16 protein-coding genes are annotated in these 15,526 nt (G+C 60.4%); 9 read left to right on the plus strand and 7 right to left on the minus strand.

What is annotated here, in order from left to right:
- Positions 1 to 252: 252 nt before the first annotated feature.
- A complete protein-coding gene (locus EGM97_RS03665) occupies positions 253 to 1,029 on the plus strand; it encodes an ABC transporter substrate-binding protein (RefSeq protein WP_238960957.1) in 777 nt (258 codons plus the stop codon).
- A 127-nt stretch (positions 1,030 to 1,156) separates the two neighbouring features.
- Here the strand turns inward: EGM97_RS03665 and EGM97_RS03670 are convergent, their stop codons facing one another.
- From EGM97_RS03670 to EGM97_RS03690, 5 genes are all read right to left on the minus strand, one after another.
- Complete coding sequence (locus tag EGM97_RS03670) at positions 1,157 to 1,783, minus strand: helix-turn-helix transcriptional regulator (protein ID WP_238960958.1); 627 nt, start codon at positions 1,781 to 1,783, stop codon at positions 1,157 to 1,159.
- 88 nt (positions 1,784 to 1,871) lie between these two features.
- Positions 1,872 to 2,999 (minus strand): NAD(P)/FAD-dependent oxidoreductase, encoded by a 1,128-nt coding sequence (locus EGM97_RS03675; protein ID WP_238960959.1) that lies wholly within the window; start codon positions 2,997 to 2,999, stop codon positions 1,872 to 1,874.
- Positions 3,000 to 3,149: 150 nt separating this feature from the next.
- Positions 3,150 to 4,097, minus strand: a complete 948-nt coding sequence (locus EGM97_RS03680; RefSeq protein ID WP_238960960.1) for an ornithine cyclodeaminase family protein — start codon at positions 4,095 to 4,097, stop codon at positions 3,150 to 3,152.
- Between the two features lie 126 nt (positions 4,098 to 4,223).
- Positions 4,224 to 5,681, minus strand: coding sequence for an ATP-dependent RNA helicase RhlB (rhlB, locus tag EGM97_RS03685; RefSeq protein ID WP_238960961.1), 1,458 nt, complete (start codon positions 5,679 to 5,681; stop codon positions 4,224 to 4,226).
- Positions 5,682 to 5,778: 97 nt separating this feature from the next.
- Positions 5,779 to 6,435 carry an alpha/beta hydrolase gene (locus EGM97_RS03690; protein ID WP_238960962.1) on the minus strand — a complete coding sequence of 219 codons (657 nt, stop codon included), beginning with the start codon at positions 6,433 to 6,435 and terminating at the stop codon, positions 5,779 to 5,781.
- Between the two features lie 472 nt (positions 6,436 to 6,907).
- Here EGM97_RS03690 and EGM97_RS03695 point away from each other — a divergent pair, with 472 nt between their 5' ends.
- The 4 genes from EGM97_RS03695 (at position 6,908) to EGM97_RS03710 (ending at position 11,069) form a co-directional block, all read left to right on the plus strand.
- The gene (locus EGM97_RS03695) at positions 6,908 to 7,939 is read left to right on the plus strand and encodes an amino acid ABC transporter substrate-binding protein (RefSeq protein ID WP_238960963.1); all 1,032 of its coding nucleotides are present in this window, start codon (positions 6,908 to 6,910) and stop codon (positions 7,937 to 7,939) included.
- 65 nt (positions 7,940 to 8,004) lie between these two features.
- Complete coding sequence (locus tag EGM97_RS03700) at positions 8,005 to 9,186, plus strand: amino acid ABC transporter permease (RefSeq protein WP_238960964.1); 1,182 nt, start codon at positions 8,005 to 8,007, stop codon at positions 9,184 to 9,186.
- A 10-nt stretch (positions 9,187 to 9,196) separates the two neighbouring features.
- On the plus strand, positions 9,197 to 10,294 hold the full coding sequence (locus EGM97_RS03705; RefSeq protein WP_238960965.1) for an amino acid ABC transporter permease: 1,098 nt from the start codon (positions 9,197 to 9,199) through the stop codon (positions 10,292 to 10,294).
- Between the two features lie 10 nt (positions 10,295 to 10,304).
- A complete protein-coding gene (locus tag EGM97_RS03710) occupies positions 10,305 to 11,069 on the plus strand; it encodes an amino acid ABC transporter ATP-binding protein (RefSeq protein WP_053146708.1) in 765 nt (254 codons plus the stop codon).
- Between the two features lie 57 nt (positions 11,070 to 11,126).
- Here the strand turns inward: EGM97_RS03710 and EGM97_RS03715 are convergent, their stop codons facing one another.
- On the minus strand, positions 11,127 to 11,615 hold the full coding sequence (locus EGM97_RS03715) for a type II toxin-antitoxin system MqsA family antitoxin (protein ID WP_238960966.1): 489 nt from the start codon (positions 11,613 to 11,615) through the stop codon (positions 11,127 to 11,129).
- On the minus strand, positions 11,612 to 11,923 hold the full coding sequence (locus EGM97_RS03720; RefSeq protein WP_238960967.1) for a type II toxin-antitoxin system MqsR family toxin: 312 nt from the start codon (positions 11,921 to 11,923) through the stop codon (positions 11,612 to 11,614). Before EGM97_RS03720 ends, EGM97_RS03715 begins: the two co-directional genes overlap by 4 nt.
- A gap of 289 nt (positions 11,924 to 12,212) precedes the next feature.
- Here EGM97_RS03720 and EGM97_RS03725 point away from each other — a divergent pair, with 289 nt between their 5' ends.
- The 4 genes from EGM97_RS03725 (at position 12,213) to EGM97_RS03740 (ending at position 15,453) form a co-directional block, all read left to right on the plus strand.
- The gene (locus tag EGM97_RS03725; RefSeq protein ID WP_238960968.1) at positions 12,213 to 13,514 is read left to right on the plus strand and encodes a CynX/NimT family MFS transporter; all 1,302 of its coding nucleotides are present in this window, start codon (positions 12,213 to 12,215) and stop codon (positions 13,512 to 13,514) included.
- Between the two features lie 87 nt (positions 13,515 to 13,601).
- Positions 13,602 to 14,072 carry a nuclear transport factor 2 family protein gene (locus tag EGM97_RS03730; RefSeq protein WP_238960969.1) on the plus strand — a complete coding sequence of 157 codons (471 nt, stop codon included), beginning with the start codon at positions 13,602 to 13,604 and terminating at the stop codon, positions 14,070 to 14,072.
- An 83-nt stretch (positions 14,073 to 14,155) separates the two neighbouring features.
- Positions 14,156 to 14,437: a GIY-YIG nuclease family protein gene (locus EGM97_RS03735; protein WP_238961170.1), complete on the plus strand. Its 282-nt coding sequence runs from the start codon at positions 14,156 to 14,158 to the stop codon at positions 14,435 to 14,437.
- A gap of 80 nt (positions 14,438 to 14,517) precedes the next feature.
- Complete coding sequence (locus EGM97_RS03740; RefSeq protein WP_238960970.1) at positions 14,518 to 15,453, plus strand: glutathione S-transferase family protein; 936 nt, start codon at positions 14,518 to 14,520, stop codon at positions 15,451 to 15,453.
- Positions 15,454 to 15,526: the final 73 nt, after the last annotated feature.

Genomic DNA, 15,526 nt, shown 5'->3' on the forward strand with positions numbered 1-15,526 from the left:
AATCTCACTTTTCGACGCCGAATAGATTGCGGCAAGCCAATCACGCACCCAAGTTCAGTATTGCAGAAACTGAGAGGACCATAGATGTGGGAGCGAGCCTGCTCGCGATGAGGCCATCAGCCTCCCATCCAATTCCCCTGTATGATTCATTGACGATGTGTACATAAAAGTCCAGTATGGATTTACAAGTACATAAAGCTGTCGCCCTCATTTTTCTCTGCCAAACCAACAACAACCCGCGAGAGAACGATCATGAAGAAGCTCCCCCTCATCACCGGCGTCGCCCTGAGCCTGCTGGCCTCCAGTAGCCTGTTTGCCGCCGAGAAAACCTTGCGCATCGGCATCGAAGCGGCTTATCCGCCGTTTGCTTCGAAGAACTCGGAAGGGAAAATCGTGGGTTTCGACTATGACATCGGCAACGCACTGTGCGCGCAGATGAAGGTTGAATGCGAATGGATCGAGGGAGAATTCGACGGTCTGATCCCGTCGTTGAAAGTGAAAAAGATCGACATGGCGCTGTCCTCCATGACTATCACGCAAGAGCGCAAGAAATCGGTGGATTTCACCCACAAGTACTATTTCACCTCGTCGCGGCTGGTCATGAAGGAGGGCGCGGTGGTGGATGACCAGTACGCCAGTCTCAAAGGCAAGACCGTAGGCGTACAACGGGCCACCACTACGGATCGCTATGCCACTGAGGTGCTTGAACCCAAGGGCGTGATCATCAAGCGCTACAGCAACAACGAGGAAATCTACATGGACCTGGCGTCCGGTCGCCTGGATGCGATATTCGCCGACACCATCCCGCTGGAGGACTTCCTGTCGATGCCTCGTGGCAAGGGTTATGCCTTTGTCGGCCCGGAACTCAAGGATCCGAAATACGTCGGTGAAGGCGCCGGCATTGCGGTGCGCAAGGGTAACAGCCAACTGGTGGCGGATTTGAACAAGGCCATCGATGGGATTCGGGCCAGTGGCGAGTATCAGAAGATTCAGGCCAGGTATTTCAAGTCGGATATCTACGGCGACTGACTAACCGCTATCGCGAGCAGGCTCGCTCCCACAAGGAAACGCGTGGAGCACAATGTCCTGTGTGCAACGCAGATCCCTAGTGGGAGCGAGCCTGCTCGCGATGGCGTCAAGTCAGGCAACACAAAACCTAGCCCTTCAACTCCTTCAAATGCTTGTAAACCGTCGCCCGCCCCATGTTCAGTACATTGGCCACATAGTTGGATGCGCTTTTGCCCTTGAAGGCGCCCTCGGCGTGAAGCGCCAGGACCAGCTCGCGCTTATGGTCGCGGGTCAGCAGGTTCAGGCTCAATTGACGCTCGCGCATCCAGGCGTGCAGGAAGGTGTTGATCCGTTCCTGCCAGTCGTCGCGAAACAGTGAGTCCGGCTGGGGAATCAATTTGCCCGGCGACAGAAACAGGTCCAACGCGGCCTTGGCATTCTCGAACAGCGAAATATTCAGGTTGATGCACAGCACCGCCAGCGGCTGTCCGTCGGCGTCGCGCAGGACGCTGCTGAGGCTGCGGATCTTCTGTCCGTCCCAATTGAGCTTTTCGTACGGCCCGATGTTACGTTCGCTGACGTCTTCGCTGAGCATGTCCTCCAGGGCCGACTCATCGCCAATCTCGCGTTTGGACAGGTTATTGGCGATGTAATCGACCTTCTGCGTGCGCAGGTCATGCAGCACGACTTCGGCGTGGGGGTAGAACAGCGTGGCAATGGCGTCGGCGATGACGCGGAAGTTATCCAGCGCCGGATCGGTTTGCGGGGCGTTCATGACAGGGCTCCAGGCAGCGTCAGCGCCCCGTGAAACAGGGGCGCTGGGAGTTTGCCGCAATCGTGGCGATGCGTCACCTCAAGGAGGATCATCCCAGGCGCGAGGGTGACAACATCGCGCTGTCGAGGCCGAACCGGGCCAGGGCCTCCGGCAGCGGTTCGCCGCGTACCAGGGCCGCGCTGGCCTGGCCCATGGCGGGGGAGGTCTGGATGCCGTAGCCGCCCTGGGCCGCGACCCAGAACAGGCCAGGCACCTTCGGGTCGAAACCACTGATCAGGTCTCCATCGTGCACAAAACTGCGCAATCCGGCCCAGGTGCGAGTCGGACGGCGGATGGTCAGCGTGGTGGCCTCTTCGATCTGGTAGATACCCATGGCGATGTCCAGCTCTTCGGGCTGCACATCGTGGGGCTCCACCGGGTCGGCGTTCGCCGGCGAGCCTAGGAACATGCCGGCATCGGGTTTCATGTAAAAAGATTCGTCCAGACTCACCAGCATCGGCCAATCATGAATGTCCATGCCTTCGGGGCCGGCGAAGATGAACGCCGCGCGGCGCTTGGGTTGCAGGCCCAGTTTGGGGGCGCCGGCCATCTGTCCGATCTCGTCGGCCCAGGCCCCGGCCGCGTTGATCAGCACGGGCGTCGTAAAGGTCCGGTTCGCGGTTCGCACCTGCCACATCCCCTGGGCGTCGCGACACAGGTCCAGCACCTCGCTGTCGGTGTGCACTTCACCACCGCTGCGGCGTATACCGCGCAGGTAGCCCTGGTGCAGTGCATCGGTGTCGATGTCGGCGGCGGTCGAGTCATAAATGGCACCGTGGACTTTTTCCCGGCGTAGGATCGGCAGTCGCACGCAGGCTTCTTCGGCGCTGAGCAGTTGTATCTGCGGCACCGTGGCCTTGGCACTGAGGTACTGATTGTTCAGTTCGGCCGGATCGCCGGTGAAGTCCACGGTCATTTCGCCCCGCGGAGTGAGCAAGGGGTGTTCGCAGAACCCGGGCGGCGGCGCATCGAAGAAGTCGCGGCTGGCCTGGGTCAGTGCCCGTACCTGAGGGGTGCCATAGGCTGCGGTATACAGAGCCGCCGAGCGTCCGGTGGAGTGATAGGCCGGGTGGGATTCGCGTTCGAGCACGATGACCCGGCCGTGGGGCGCGAGCCAGTAGCCGGTGGAGGCACCGGCGATACCGCCACCGATGATGATGAAATCTGCTGGGGTCATGAAGCTCTCCTGTGGAGCGCGTTGCCGGGAGTTTTCGCCACCCCCTTGTGGGAGCGAGCCTGCTCGCGATGGCGGTCTGTCAGATAAAAACAGGTGGCTGACACACGGCTATCGCGAGCAGGCTCGCTCCCACAGGGGGGCTGTGGCGTTTCAGTTGTGAAGTCGGTAAAGCGCATTCGCCAGCGCAACATCCTCCAGTCCCAGGCCGATGGAGCGGAAGAACACATGGCGTTCATAGTTCGGACGCGCAGCCCGTTCGCTGATCAGCTGCGGCAAGTCGCCAACGATGTGCGATGCATCCCAGCCATGCTGCTCGCCGGCGATCAGCATTTCTCCGGCCGAACCCGGCGTGGTCTGACGATAGTCGCAGAACACATCCATGTCATTGAGGCTTTGCGGCGGCACTTCATGGGCGCGCGGGGCGTTGGTGCTGATGGAGGTGATCAGTGCCGGTTTTCCCAGAGTCCTCGGATCGAGCACCGCATTGGCCGAGGAGGTGCAGAGCATCACCACATCGGCGTCACGCACCGCCGCTTCCAGAGAGTCGGCAATTTCCAGGCGTGGGTCCAAATCAGCGATCAAACTCATCTCCTGCGCTGTTTTCGTTTTCAGGCCCGGCGAGTAAAGGCGTATGCCTTCCCAGTCCCGCAGTCCCTGAACGTAACGCACATGAGCCCGCGCCACCGCGCCGCTGCCGATGACAGCCAGGCGCCGAGCCTGCCTCGGGGCGAGGGCATCGACCGCGACGGCCGTGGTGGCGGCGGTGCGGGCAGTTGTCAGCTCGGCGGCATCGCACAGCAGTAGCGGCTGCCCGGTCTGCATCGACATCAGCAAGGTCCAGGCGGTGACCAACGGACCTTGTTCGCCGACGATATAGGGCGAGGTCTTGACCCCATACACCTGATCTTCTGACAACACGCCCAGATAATTGATGAAATCCCCGGCGCCCTTGGGAAACACAACCAACTGTTGGGGCGGTTGGACCGCCAGCCCGGCGGCGAGGTCACGGAACAGCTTGCGCAGGATTTGCGGTACATCGACGTGTACAAGCAGTTCTCGGGCCTGGGCGTGGGTCATCACAACGGGTGTGCTGGGCATCGTGGACTCCAGAGTGTTAGTTAAACTAATTTGTCCATTATGGACTTTTAGTTTAATCGGGCAACATTCCAGGCGAAAAAAAACGCAGCCGTCGTGGCTGCGCTTTTTTGGGGCATGCGGCGAGCGTCAGGGGCGCTTGCGTTCAATCGGTCGCAGCAGGTGGGTCGGCGGCATTTCGCAGCTGATTTTGCGACCCAACAACGCCTCGATGGACGGGAGCTGATAGGAGTCGTCCTCACCGGCGAAGCTGATGGACACGCCTTCGGCGCCTGCGCGACCGGTACGACCGATGCGGTGCACGTAGTCGTCCGGGACTTCCGGCAGGGTGAAGTTGATCACATGGCTGATGCCATCGATGTGAATGCCGCGACCGGCGACATCGGTCGCCACCAGCACGCGGATCTTGCCTTCGCGAAAGCCTTCCAGCGTCTTGATGCGCTTGTGCTGTGGCACGTCGCCCGACAGTTGCGCCGCATTGACGCCATCGCGTACCAGGCGCTCCTCGATGCGTCGCACCTCGTCCTTGCGGTTGGCAAACACCATCACCCGCTCCCAACCGTTGTCGTTGACCAGGTTGTAGAGCAGCTTGTATTTGTCGGCGCTGGCTACTGCATAGATGTGTTGCTCGACGTTTTCACTGGCGACGTTCTCGGCTTCGATTTCGACGATGGCCGGGTCGGTGGTCCATTGCTTGGCGAGGTTCATCACGTCGTCGGTGAAGGTGGCGGAGAACAGCAATGTCTGGCGTTCGCTTTTCGGTGGCGTCTGGCGAATGATCTGGCGAACCTGCGGGATGAAGCCCATGTCGAGCATGCGGTCGGCTTCGTCCAGCACCATCACTTCGACCATGTCCAGGTGCACATCGCCGCGCTGGTTGAAATCCAGCAGGCGGCCCGGCGTCGCGACCAGGATGTCGCAGTGACGGGCTTCAAGCTGCTTGAGCTGTTTGTCGAAGTCCATGCCGCCGACGAAGGTCATGACATTGAGGCCGGTGTACTTGGTCAGGTCGACGGCGTCCTTGGCGATCTGCACTACCAGTTCACGGGTCGGGGCGATGATCAAGGCTCTCGGCTCACCCATGTAGCGCTCCTTGGGCGGAGGCGTCTGCAGCAGTTGGGTGATGGTGGAAATCAGGAACGCGGCGGTCTTGCCGGTGCCGGTCTGGGCACGACCGATCGCGTCCTTGCCCGCCAGGGTATAACCCAGCACCTGCGCCTGGATCGGCGTGCAGTAGGGGAAGCCGAGGTCCTGGATGGCATGCATCAGTTCCGGGGCGAGCTTGAAATCATGGAAACGCGTCTTGCCTTCCTGAGGTTCTACGACAAAGTCCTCGAGCTTCCACGCGACGGCCGGCGGCTTGGGCGCGCGTTCACGGCGTGGCTTGGAGGATTCGCTGCGTGGCTTTTGCGGTGCCTTGGCGGTGACAGGCTGGGCTGTGGGCTCTTTCGCCTCTGCAACAGGTGCGGGCCGACGCGATTGCTGTGGCGCCTCGGTGCGGCTCGGGCCGGGGACGGGAGCGCTGGGTGCGAGCTGCTCGGCCTCGCTTTTACCGAACATCTTCTTGAGTGCTTTGAGCACGGTCATCTCATCGATTGGTTAAGGAATGTACGCCGGCCAGTGTAATGCAAGAAACGGGCGCGGCGTAGTGTGTCATCAACAGCCGGGCATGGTGAACTGCCCCTCAGCGCAATCGCTCCGTCAGCCAGGTGCCGATGTCGCGAATCTCTTCGGGTAACACTTCATGTCCCATTGGGTATTCCTGCCATGTCACGGTGACACCATGCTGTTTCAGATACTCCTTCGCGGTCCGCCCCATGGGGTTGAGCACCACTTCGTCGTACTGTCCATGCAGTGCCAGGACAGGAATGCGTTGCTGGCTGGCCGACAACTGTAACTGCTCGCTGAACGTCGGTGCATAAGTAGACAGTGCGATCACGCCTCCCAATGGCCCCTGCCATTTCAGGAATGCCGTGTGATAGACCACCGCGCCGCCTTGGGAGAAGCCCGCCAGGAAAATCCGCGAGGCGTCTATTCCGCTGGCTCGCTGGGTTTCGACCAGGTCGATGACCCGCTGCGCCGACGCTTCCAACTGTTGTTCGTCAATAGCGCGCGCGGGGCTCAGCGCCCGGATGTCGTACCAGCTGGGCATGGCATAGCCGCCGTTGATCGTTACCGGTTGGGTCGGTGCCTGGGGTAGAACGAAACGTGTGGTGAGCAGACTTTGCTGCAGCATTTCGGCTACCGGCAGGAAATCAAAACGATCGGCACCCAGGCCGTGGAGCCAGATAACACACGCATCGGCAGTGCCGCTGGGCTCGAGAATCAAGGGGTCGGTCATGGTCGTGCTCCAAATCTGTGCGGGTGCGCCCAATCAGTGCGTGATTGCGGTGCAAGTCCGGTGCCTCAGTTAATTAGATGTCGCAAAGTTGAAAGTTTTTGTCTTGACGACTTTTACAAGGGCCAAGCGCAGCGCTCTGGTACGGGCTTTGCTATGGGGTAGCTGAGTGATGATTCTTACGCTACGCGGTAACACTATCAGTTCGACGCGACGCATGGGATATCAGAAATCCGGTGATGGATGTTCGCCAATAGCCGCTACGGGCTTCGCGAACGTGAAGGGCTACAGCCCGTTCGGCCGATTGGTGAGAAATGAGCATGGCCGCCTGATTGCGGGCATCTCATCAATAGACTCATAGCGAAGGTCCAGACGTCGGTTGACCCTAGAAAAAGCCAACAAGGGTCGGCAATGCCCCAAAAGGGTGCGACAGGGCTCGAGCTCCGACACAACAAGAGCAAAACTGGAGGTTTGAATGAAGTTACTGAAATCCACCCTGGCTGTCGTGACCGCAGCAGCAGTGCTCGGTGTCAGCGGGTTCGCACAGGCGGGTGCAACCCTGGACGCCGTGAAGAAACGAGGCGAAGTGCGCTGCGGCGTGAGTGATGGCCTGCCGGGTTTCTCGGTGCCTGATTCCAGCGGCAAGATTGTCGGTATCGATGCTGACTTCTGCCGTGCCGTGGCCGCCGCGGTATTTGGCGACGCGACCAAGGTCAAGTTCAGCCAGTTGAACGCCAAGGAGCGCTTCACCGCGCTGCAGTCCGGCGAAATCGACGTGCTCTCGCGCAACTCCACCATGACCAGTTCCCGTGACGCGGGCATGGGCCTGAAATTCCCGGGCTTCATTACTTATTACGATGGCATCGGTTTCCTGGCCAACAGCAAGCTGGGCGTCAAGAGCGCCAAGGAACTGGACGGTGCGACCATCTGCATCCAGGCCGGTACCACCACCGAGCTGAACGTTTCCGACTACTTCCGCGCCAATGGTCTGAAGTACACCCCGATCACCTTCGACACTTCCGATGAAAGCGCCAAGTCGCTGGAATCCGGTCGTTGCGACGTGCTGACCTCCGACAAGTCCCAACTGTTCGCCCAGCGCAGCAAGCTGGCCTCGCCGAAGGACTACGTGGTGCTGCCGGAAACCATTTCCAAGGAGCCCCTGGGCCCGGTCGTGCGTAATGGCGACGACGAGTGGCTGGCCATCGTGCGCTGGACCGGCTACGCCCTGCTCAACGCTGAAGAAGCTGGCGTGACGTCGAAGAACGTCGAGGCTGAAGCCAAGTCCACCAAAAACCCTGACGTCGCTCGTATGCTGGGCGCCGACGGTGAATACGGCAAGGACCTGAAACTGCCGAAAGACTGGGTCGTTCAGATCGTCAAGCAAGTCGGCAACTACGGTGAAATGTTCGAGCGCAACCTCGGCAAGAGCACTCCGCTGGAAATCGATCGCGGCCTGAACGCGCTGTGGAACGCTGGCGGCATCCAATACGCACCACCAGTGCGCTGATGGTTCTATCACCCGGTGGGCCAACCACCGGGTGATGTTCTGTTCCATTTCTTGCGGGGCACTTCATGCAAAATTCAGTCGGCGCACCTAAGCAGAGGCTCAGCCTCAGCGATCCACGAGTGCGTGCGTGGGTATTTCAGATCGTCACGGTCGTGGCGGTTATTTCGCTGGGCTGGTATCTGTTCGATAACACACAGACCAACCTTCAGCACCGGGGCATTACCTCCGGTTTCGGCTTCCTGGAGCGCAGTGCCGGGTTCGGCATCGCTCAACACCTGATCGATTACACCGAGGCGGACAGTTATGCCCGCGTCTTTGTCATCGGGTTGCTCAACACACTGCTGGTGACGTTCATCGGCGTCATACTGGCAACCATCCTGGGGTTCATCATCGGCGTGGCCCGCTTGTCGCAGAACTGGATCATCTCCAAGCTGGCAACCGTTTATGTCGAGGTTTTCCGTAACATTCCGCCGCTGCTGCAAATCCTGTTCTGGTATTTTGCAGTCTTCCTGAGCATGCCGGGACCGCGTGCCGCTCACAATATCGGCGACACCTTCTTTGTCAGCAGCCGGGGCCTGAACATGCCGGCGGCACTGGTGACCGACGGGTTCTGGCCGTTCGTGATCAGCATCGTGCTGGCGATTGTCGCCATCGTGCTGATGAGCCGTTGGGCCACCAAGCGCTTTGAGGAAACCGGCGAACCGTTTCACAAGTTCTGGGTCGGCCTGGCCTTGTTCCTGGCCATTCCGGCGCTGTGCGTGCTGTTGTTCGGTGCCCCGGTGCACTGGGAAGTTCCTCAGCTCAAGGGCTTCAACTTTGTTGGCGGCTGGGTGCTGATTCCCGAACTGCTGGCCTTGACCCTGGCACTGACGGTGTACACCGCGGCGTTCATCGCCGAGATCGTGCGGTCGGGCATCAAGTCGGTCAGCCATGGTCAGACCGAAGCGGCTCGCTCCCTGGGGCTGCGCAACGGTCCGACGCTGCGCAAGGTGATCATTCCGCAGGCCCTGCGGGTGATCATCCCGCCGCTGACCAGCCAATACCTGAACCTGGCGAAAAACTCTTCCCTGGCAGCCGGTATCGGTTACCCGGAAATGGTGTCGTTGTTCGCCGGCACGGTGTTGAACCAGACCGGCCAGGCCATCGAGGTGATCGCGATCACCATGAGCGTGTACCTGGCGATCAGTATCAGCATTTCCTTGCTGATGAACTGGTACAACAAGCGCATTGCGCTGATCGAGCGGTGAGGAAACGCGCATGACATCCCATACTTTCAAACCTGACATGCCTCCACCGAGCAGTAGCATCGGCGTGGTGGCATGGATGCGCGCAAACATGTTCTCCAGCTGGATCAACACGCTGCTGACCCTGTTTGCGTTCTACCTGATCTACCTGATTATCCCACCGCTGCTGAACTGGGCGATCCTGGATGCGAACTGGGTCGGTACCACCCGCGCAGACTGCACCAAGGAAGGCGCCTGCTGGGTGTTCATCCAGCAGCGTTTCGGTCAGTTCATGTACGGCTACTACCCGACGGAACTGCGCTGGCGCGTGGACCTGACTGTGTGGCTGGCGGTGATCGGCGTGGCGCCGTTGTTCATCTCGCGCTTCCCGCGCAAGGCGATCTACGGCCTGAGCTTTCTGGTGCTGTACCCGATCATTGCCTGGTGCCTGTTGCACGGTGGCGTGCTTGGCCTGGATACCGTGGCGACCAGCCAGTGGGGCGGCCTGATGCTGACCCTGGTGATTGCCACGGTCGGTATCGTTGGCGCCCTGCCGCTGGGCATCGTCCTGGCCCTGGGCCGGCGTTCGAACCTGCCGGCGATCCGCGTCGTCTGCGTGACGTTCATCGAGTTCTGGCGTGGCGTGCCGTTGATCACGGTGCTGTTCATGTCGTCGGTGATGCTGCCGTTGTTCCTGCCCGAGGGCATGAACTTCGACAAGCTGCTGCGGGCGCTGATCGGGGTGATCCTGTTCCAGTCCGCCTACATCGCCGAAGTGGTGCGTGGTGGTCTGCAAGCCATTCCCAAAGGGCAATACGAAGCGGCCGCGGCGATGGGCCTGGGTTACTGGCGCAGTATGGGCCTGGTGATTCTGCCGCAAGCCCTGAAGCTGGTGATCCCGGGGATCGTCAACACTTTCATTGCGTTGTTCAAGGACACCAGCCTGGTGATCATCATCGGCCTGTTCGACCTGCTCAACAGCGTGAAGCAAGCTGCCGCCGACCCCAAATGGCTGGGCATGGCCACTGAAGGCTATGTATTCGCCGCCCTGGTGTTCTGGATTTTCTGTTTTGGTATGTCGCGCTATTCCATGCATCTGGAACGCAAGCTCGACACAGGCCACAAGCGTTAGGAGTTGACTCATGAGTGAAGCAATCAAAAAGCCTGTGGGCCCTGAAGGCATTATTCAGATGCAGGGCGTGAACAAGTGGTACGGCCAGTTCCACGTGTTGAAAGACATCAACCTGAACGTCACCCAGGGCGAGCGTATCGTGCTGTGCGGTCCGTCGGGTTCGGGCAAGTCCACCACCATTCGCTGCCTCAACCGTCTGGAAGAGCACCAGCAGGGCCGCATCGTGGTCGATGGTGTGGAGCTGACCAACGACCTCAAGCAGATCGAAGCGATCCGCCGCGAAGTCGGCATGGTGTTCCAGCACTTCAACCTGTTCCCGCATCTGACCATTCTGCAGAACTGCACCCTGGCGCCGATGTGGGTACGCAAGATGCCCAAGCGCAAGGCCGAGGAAATCGCCATGCATTACCTGGAACGCGTACGCATTCCAGAGCAGGCGCACAAGTACCCGGGCCAGCTCTCCGGTGGTCAGCAACAGCGCGTGGCCATTGCCCGTGCCCTGTGCATGAAGCCGAAAATCATGCTGTTCGACGAGCCGACTTCGGCGCTGGACCCGGAAATGGTGAAAGAAGTACTCGACACCATGATCGGCCTGGCCGAAGACGGCATGACCATGTTGTGCGTGACCCACGAAATGGGCTTCGCCCGCACCGTGGCCAATCGCGTGATTTTCATGGACAAGGGCGAAATCGTCGAGCAGGCCGCGCCGAACGACTTCTTCGACAACCCGCAGAGCGATCGGACCAAGCTGTTCCTGAGCCAGATCCTGCATTGATCGGCAGGTCATGAAAAATAAACCCGGACTCGTCCGGGTTTTTTTTCATGTTTCGCTTCAAGGCGCCAACACGGTTTCCCGTTCCGGGTGACGTTCAAGCAGCAATTGACGCAAGTCGGCCCCTTCGTTCAACACCTGGATCTCGGCCAGCAGATGGGGGTGACGATCCAGCAGGCGCATCAGCGTGAGCAACGGCTGGGGTGGGGACACTTCCCCTCGCTCGTAGCGGGAAAAGGCATTGTGCCCACCGCCGGACAGCAGCTTGACGGCCTCTTTCTGTGTGAGATGCAGTTTGCGGCGGATACGCTTGATCTCGGCGGCCACGGCTTGGACACAGTCTTCGAGCAATTGATCGCTGGCCTTGGCGTAGCGTTGTGCGCTGTCGGTGTCATGATCGAATTCGATCTCGCCGCAGGCCCGGCATTCCCACCCGGAGATGTCGTGCACCTGCCGCGCCACCTGCTTGTAGTCGACGGTAAAGCTACGGCCTTCGAAGTGGTGCATTGCATCCTGGGTGCCGCAGCTGACGCATTGTTGTTTTTTCATAGGTTTTTCTCCTTGAAGGAGACTACAGGGTGTCCACCGCCGGGGCGGTACGTCACCTTGATGTAGATCTCCAGGTCCTGAAATGTCGTGTGGTAAACGTCCTGCCAGATTCGGTGATCGGCATAGGTGGTCATCGATTTGTGAAGCATCCGGGGGGCCAGCCCTTCGACGATTCGCAGCATCCGAGTCAGGTTCAAACCCATTTTCCGGGCGCCTTCCCATGCGCTCAGCGTGAAGGCCTTGTTTCCTAACCTGATCACTTCTGCCTTGACCACCGCCAGGTCGTAATGGGGTGTGTTCTTTTCCATAAGAAATCGATGCCTTGTTTTAGAAATTACCCTTATTGGGTAGTTTTGCCAATCTAAAAATGATGCTCCTTTTGCTGCCTTCCAACCCTAGGCCCTTGTTCGCTCAGAAGAACCTGACTAACATGTCAGAAATTTCATCCCTTGATCGGGTGAAAGAACGAGCCTCATGTCTGATACTTCTCCGCTTCCTCAGCGCTGGCCGGCCAGCTGCTGGAGCGGTTCAACGCCTGCAACGGTGCATCACCGCTTGGTATTGCCATGCGGTTGCCTTCAAGCCCCAGAGTTTTCCATGTCCCGCGATTTGCATGACCACACTGCCTCGACGGCGCCCAAGCGCGCTGCCGAACTCGAAGAACTGTTGATCGATGCCGAAGCCGATGACGAGCAGGTCCAGGTGCATCCGCAGGTGCAGCGGCCCTGGTTGTTGCTGCTCGGGTTGATTCTGGTGGCGCTGAACCTGCGTCCGGCGCTGTCGAGCATGGCGCCGTTGCTCAGCGAGGTCTCGAAAAGCCTCGGCCTGTCAGCCGCCCAGGCCGGTTTGCTGACGACGCTGCCGGTGCTTTGCCTCGGCCTGTTCGCGCCGCTGGCCCCGGTGCTGGCGCGGCGCTTCGGTGCCGAGCGTGTGGTGCTGGGAATTTTATTGACGCTTGCTGGCGGGATCGCCCTGCGCAGTTCGTTCGGCCAGGTGGGACTGTTCGCCGGCAGCATCCTGGCCGGCGCCAGTATTGGCGTGATCGGCGTACTGTTGCCGGGCATCGTCAAGCGCGACTTCGCCCGGCAAGCTGGCACCATGACCGGCGTCTACACCATGGCGTTGTGCCTGGGCGCCGCGATGGCTGCCGGGGCGACGGTGCCGATGAGCGAGCAGTTGAACCACAGTTGGAACCTGGGCCTGGGGTTCTGGATGGTGCCGGCGTTGTTGGCGGTAGTGTGCTGGTTGCCCCAGGTGGGCCAGAAGCAGGGCGCCCATCAGGCGGCCTATCGGGTGCGCGGCCTGTTGCGTGATCCGTTGGCCTGGCAAGTGACGTTGTACATGGGGCTGCAATCGTCCCTGGCCTATATCGTGTTCGGTTGGCTGCCGTCGATTCTCATCGGCCGTGGCCTGACCCCGACCCAGGCCGGGCTGGTGCTGTCGGGCTCGGTCATCGTCCAGTTGGTCAGCTCGCTGGCCGCACCCTGGCTGGCGACCCGCGGCAAGGACCAGCGGCTGGCCATTGTCATGGTCATGCTCATGGTGCTCGGAGGGCTGTTTGGCTGCCTCTACGCACCCCTCGAAGGTTTGTGGGGTTGGGCGATCCTGCTCGGCCTGGGGCAGGGCGCGACGTTCAGCCTGGCGCTTACGCTGATCGTGCTGCGCTCACGGGACGCCCATGTGGCTGCGAATCTTTCCAGCATGGCCCAGGGCTTTGGCTACACGCTGGCATCGCTGGGGCCGTTCGCCGTGGGCGTGGTGCACGACTGGACCGGTGGATGGAGTGCCCTGGGCTGGATTTTCGGCCTGATCGGCCTGGGTGCCATCATCGCCGGCATCGGCGCAGGCCGGGCGTTGTATGTCGGGGTCAGCAGCGAGAAAGTTGCCGGCCTTCGCTGATGTTATTTTCATGGCGAATGACAGTAGTGTTCCTCGTGGCGGCAGATTATTGTGCCGGGTCTACAGGAACATTTTCGGAGTCTGTCCATGAGTGACGCCCATAACGCCTTGATCACCCGGTTCTACCAGGCCTTCCAGCGCCTGGACGCCGAAGCCATGAGTGCCTGCTACACCGACGACGTGGTGTTCAGCGATCCGGCGTTCGGCGAACTGCGCGGGCGCGATGCGGGCGATATGTGGCGCATGCTCACCACCCGCGCCAAGGACTTCTCCCTGACCTTCGATAACGTGCGCAGCGATGAGCGTTCCGGTGGTGCCCATTGGGTGGCGACCTACCTGTTCAGTCAGACCGGCAACACCGTGGTCAATGATATCCAGGCACGCTTCGTGTTCCGTGACGGCAAGATCTGCGAGCACCACGACAGCTTCGATTTGTGGCGCTGGTCCCGCCAGGCATTGGGCACCAAAGGCCTGTTACTGGGCTGGACGCCGCTGGTGCGCAATGCCGTCCGGGCCCAGGCGCTCAAAGGGCTGCGGGCGTTCCAGGCCAGTCGCTGATAAGATCGCGGCTTGTTTCCTTCGCGCCTGTAGAAGCATTCGTGACGACCGACGACTCATCCTCCGCGCAGCCTGTGCAAGCCATGGCCGAGCCGGGCAAGCCCTGGTTCGTCTATCTGGTACGGGCTGCCAATGGCTCGCTGTATTGCGGCATCAGCGATGATCCTGTGCGGCGTTTCGCCAAACACCAGAGTGGCAAAGGCGCACGTTTCTTTCTTTCCAGCCCGGCGGTGGCGCTGGTGTACACCGAAGCCTGTCGCGACAAGGGCGAGGCCCTGCGCCAGGAGCGCTTGATCAAGAAGCTCAAGAAAAGCGCCAAGGAATGCCTGGTGGCGAGTGCGTCGTTGCTTCATCAGCCGCGCTGATACATCTTCATCAGGCGGGTAGGCTTGTCCATGGGTGGCGCGCTAAGCTGCAGGACCTCATTCTTGCAGTGGCCAATCCCATGTCAGAACTGATTCTCCACCATTACCCGACGTCCCCGTTCGCCGAAAAAGCCCGCTTGTTACTGGGTTTCAAAGGCCTGTCCTGGCGTTCGGTAAATATCCCGCCAATGATGCCAAAACCCGATCTGACGGCATTGACCGGCGGCTACCGCAAGACGCCGGTTTTGCAAATCGGCGCGGATATTTATTGCGACACGGCCCTGATCGCTCGACGACTGGAGCAGGAAAAGGCCACGCCGGCGCTGTTTCCCGAAGGTCGGGAAATGATCGCGGCATCCTTTGCGGCGTGGGCGGATTCGGTGGTATTCCAGCATGCGGTGAGCCTGGTGTTCCAGCCCGAGTCGATGGCCATGCGTTTCGCCAAATTATCGCCCGAGGCAATCAAGGCGTTCATCGCTGACCGCGCTGGACTATTCAGCGGTGGCTCGGCCTCGCGCCTGTCTGCCGAACAGGCCAAGCATCAGTGGCCGACGATCATGGCGCGGTTAGAGCAGCAGTTGCAGCGCGAAGAGGGCGATTTCCTGCTGGGCGATCCATCGATTGCCGACTTCGCCATGGCTCATCCGCTGTGGTTCCTCAAAGGCACGCCGGTGACTTCACCATTGGTGGATGCGCATCCGGCCGTCTCGGCCTGGCTGGCGCGGGTGTTGGCTTTCGGCCATGGTGCGTCGAGCGCGATGAGTTCTGAAGAGGCCTTGGAAGTGGCCCGCAACGCTACGCCGGCCGTGTTGCCGGATGAGTCGTTCGATGAGTCGAACGGGTTTGCAAAGGGGCAGCAGGTAACCATCGCCGCGACCGACTATGGCGTCGATCCGGTGTCGGGAGCGTTGCTGTTTGCCGGGCGCGAAGAGCTGATCTTGCGCCGTGAAGATGAGCGCGGCGGAGTGGTGCATGTGCACTTTCCGCGGATGGGTTTCAAACTGTCGGTTGAATAGATCTGCGCGCTTTACTTGAACGCGTCGCCATCTCATGTCGCTCATGAAATGGCGATTCAAACCCGGGCGCTGG

Source organism: Pseudomonas sp. AF32, assembly GCF_022342325.2.
GTDB lineage: Bacteria > Pseudomonadota > Gammaproteobacteria > Pseudomonadales > Pseudomonadaceae > Aquipseudomonas > Aquipseudomonas uvaldensis.

Coding starts and splice junctions, on each gene's coding strand:
- EGM97_RS03665 (WP_238960957.1), top strand. CDS start 253: ATGAAGAAGCTCCCCCTCATCACCGGCGTCGCCCTGAGCCTGCTGGCC.
- EGM97_RS03670 (WP_238960958.1), bottom strand. CDS start 1,783: ATGAACGCCCCGCAAACCGATCCGGCGCTGGATAACTTCCGCGTCATC.
- EGM97_RS03675 (WP_238960959.1), bottom strand. CDS start 2,999: ATGACCCCAGCAGATTTCATCATCATCGGTGGCGGTATCGCCGGTGCC.
- EGM97_RS03680 (WP_238960960.1), bottom strand. CDS start 4,097: ATGCCCAGCACACCCGTTGTGATGACCCACGCCCAGGCCCGAGAACTG.
- rhlB (WP_238960961.1), bottom strand. CDS start 5,681: ATGACCGTGCTCAAAGCACTCAAGAAGATGTTCGGTAAAAGCGAGGCC.
- EGM97_RS03690 (WP_238960962.1), bottom strand. CDS start 6,435: ATGACCGACCCCTTGATTCTCGAGCCCAGCGGCACTGCCGATGCGTGT.
- EGM97_RS03695 (WP_238960963.1), top strand. CDS start 6,908: ATGAAGTTACTGAAATCCACCCTGGCTGTCGTGACCGCAGCAGCAGTG.
- EGM97_RS03700 (WP_238960964.1), top strand. CDS start 8,005: ATGCAAAATTCAGTCGGCGCACCTAAGCAGAGGCTCAGCCTCAGCGAT.
- EGM97_RS03705 (WP_238960965.1), top strand. CDS start 9,197: ATGACATCCCATACTTTCAAACCTGACATGCCTCCACCGAGCAGTAGC.
- EGM97_RS03710 (WP_053146708.1), top strand. CDS start 10,305: ATGAGTGAAGCAATCAAAAAGCCTGTGGGCCCTGAAGGCATTATTCAG.
- EGM97_RS03715 (WP_238960966.1), bottom strand. CDS start 11,615: ATGAAAAAACAACAATGCGTCAGCTGCGGCACCCAGGATGCAATGCAC.
- EGM97_RS03720 (WP_238960967.1), bottom strand. CDS start 11,923: ATGGAAAAGAACACACCCCATTACGACCTGGCGGTGGTCAAGGCAGAA.
- EGM97_RS03725 (WP_238960968.1), top strand. CDS start 12,213: ATGTCCCGCGATTTGCATGACCACACTGCCTCGACGGCGCCCAAGCGC.
- EGM97_RS03730 (WP_238960969.1), top strand. CDS start 13,602: ATGAGTGACGCCCATAACGCCTTGATCACCCGGTTCTACCAGGCCTTC.
- EGM97_RS03735 (WP_238961170.1), top strand. CDS start 14,156: ATGGCCGAGCCGGGCAAGCCCTGGTTCGTCTATCTGGTACGGGCTGCC.
- EGM97_RS03740 (WP_238960970.1), top strand. CDS start 14,518: ATGTCAGAACTGATTCTCCACCATTACCCGACGTCCCCGTTCGCCGAA.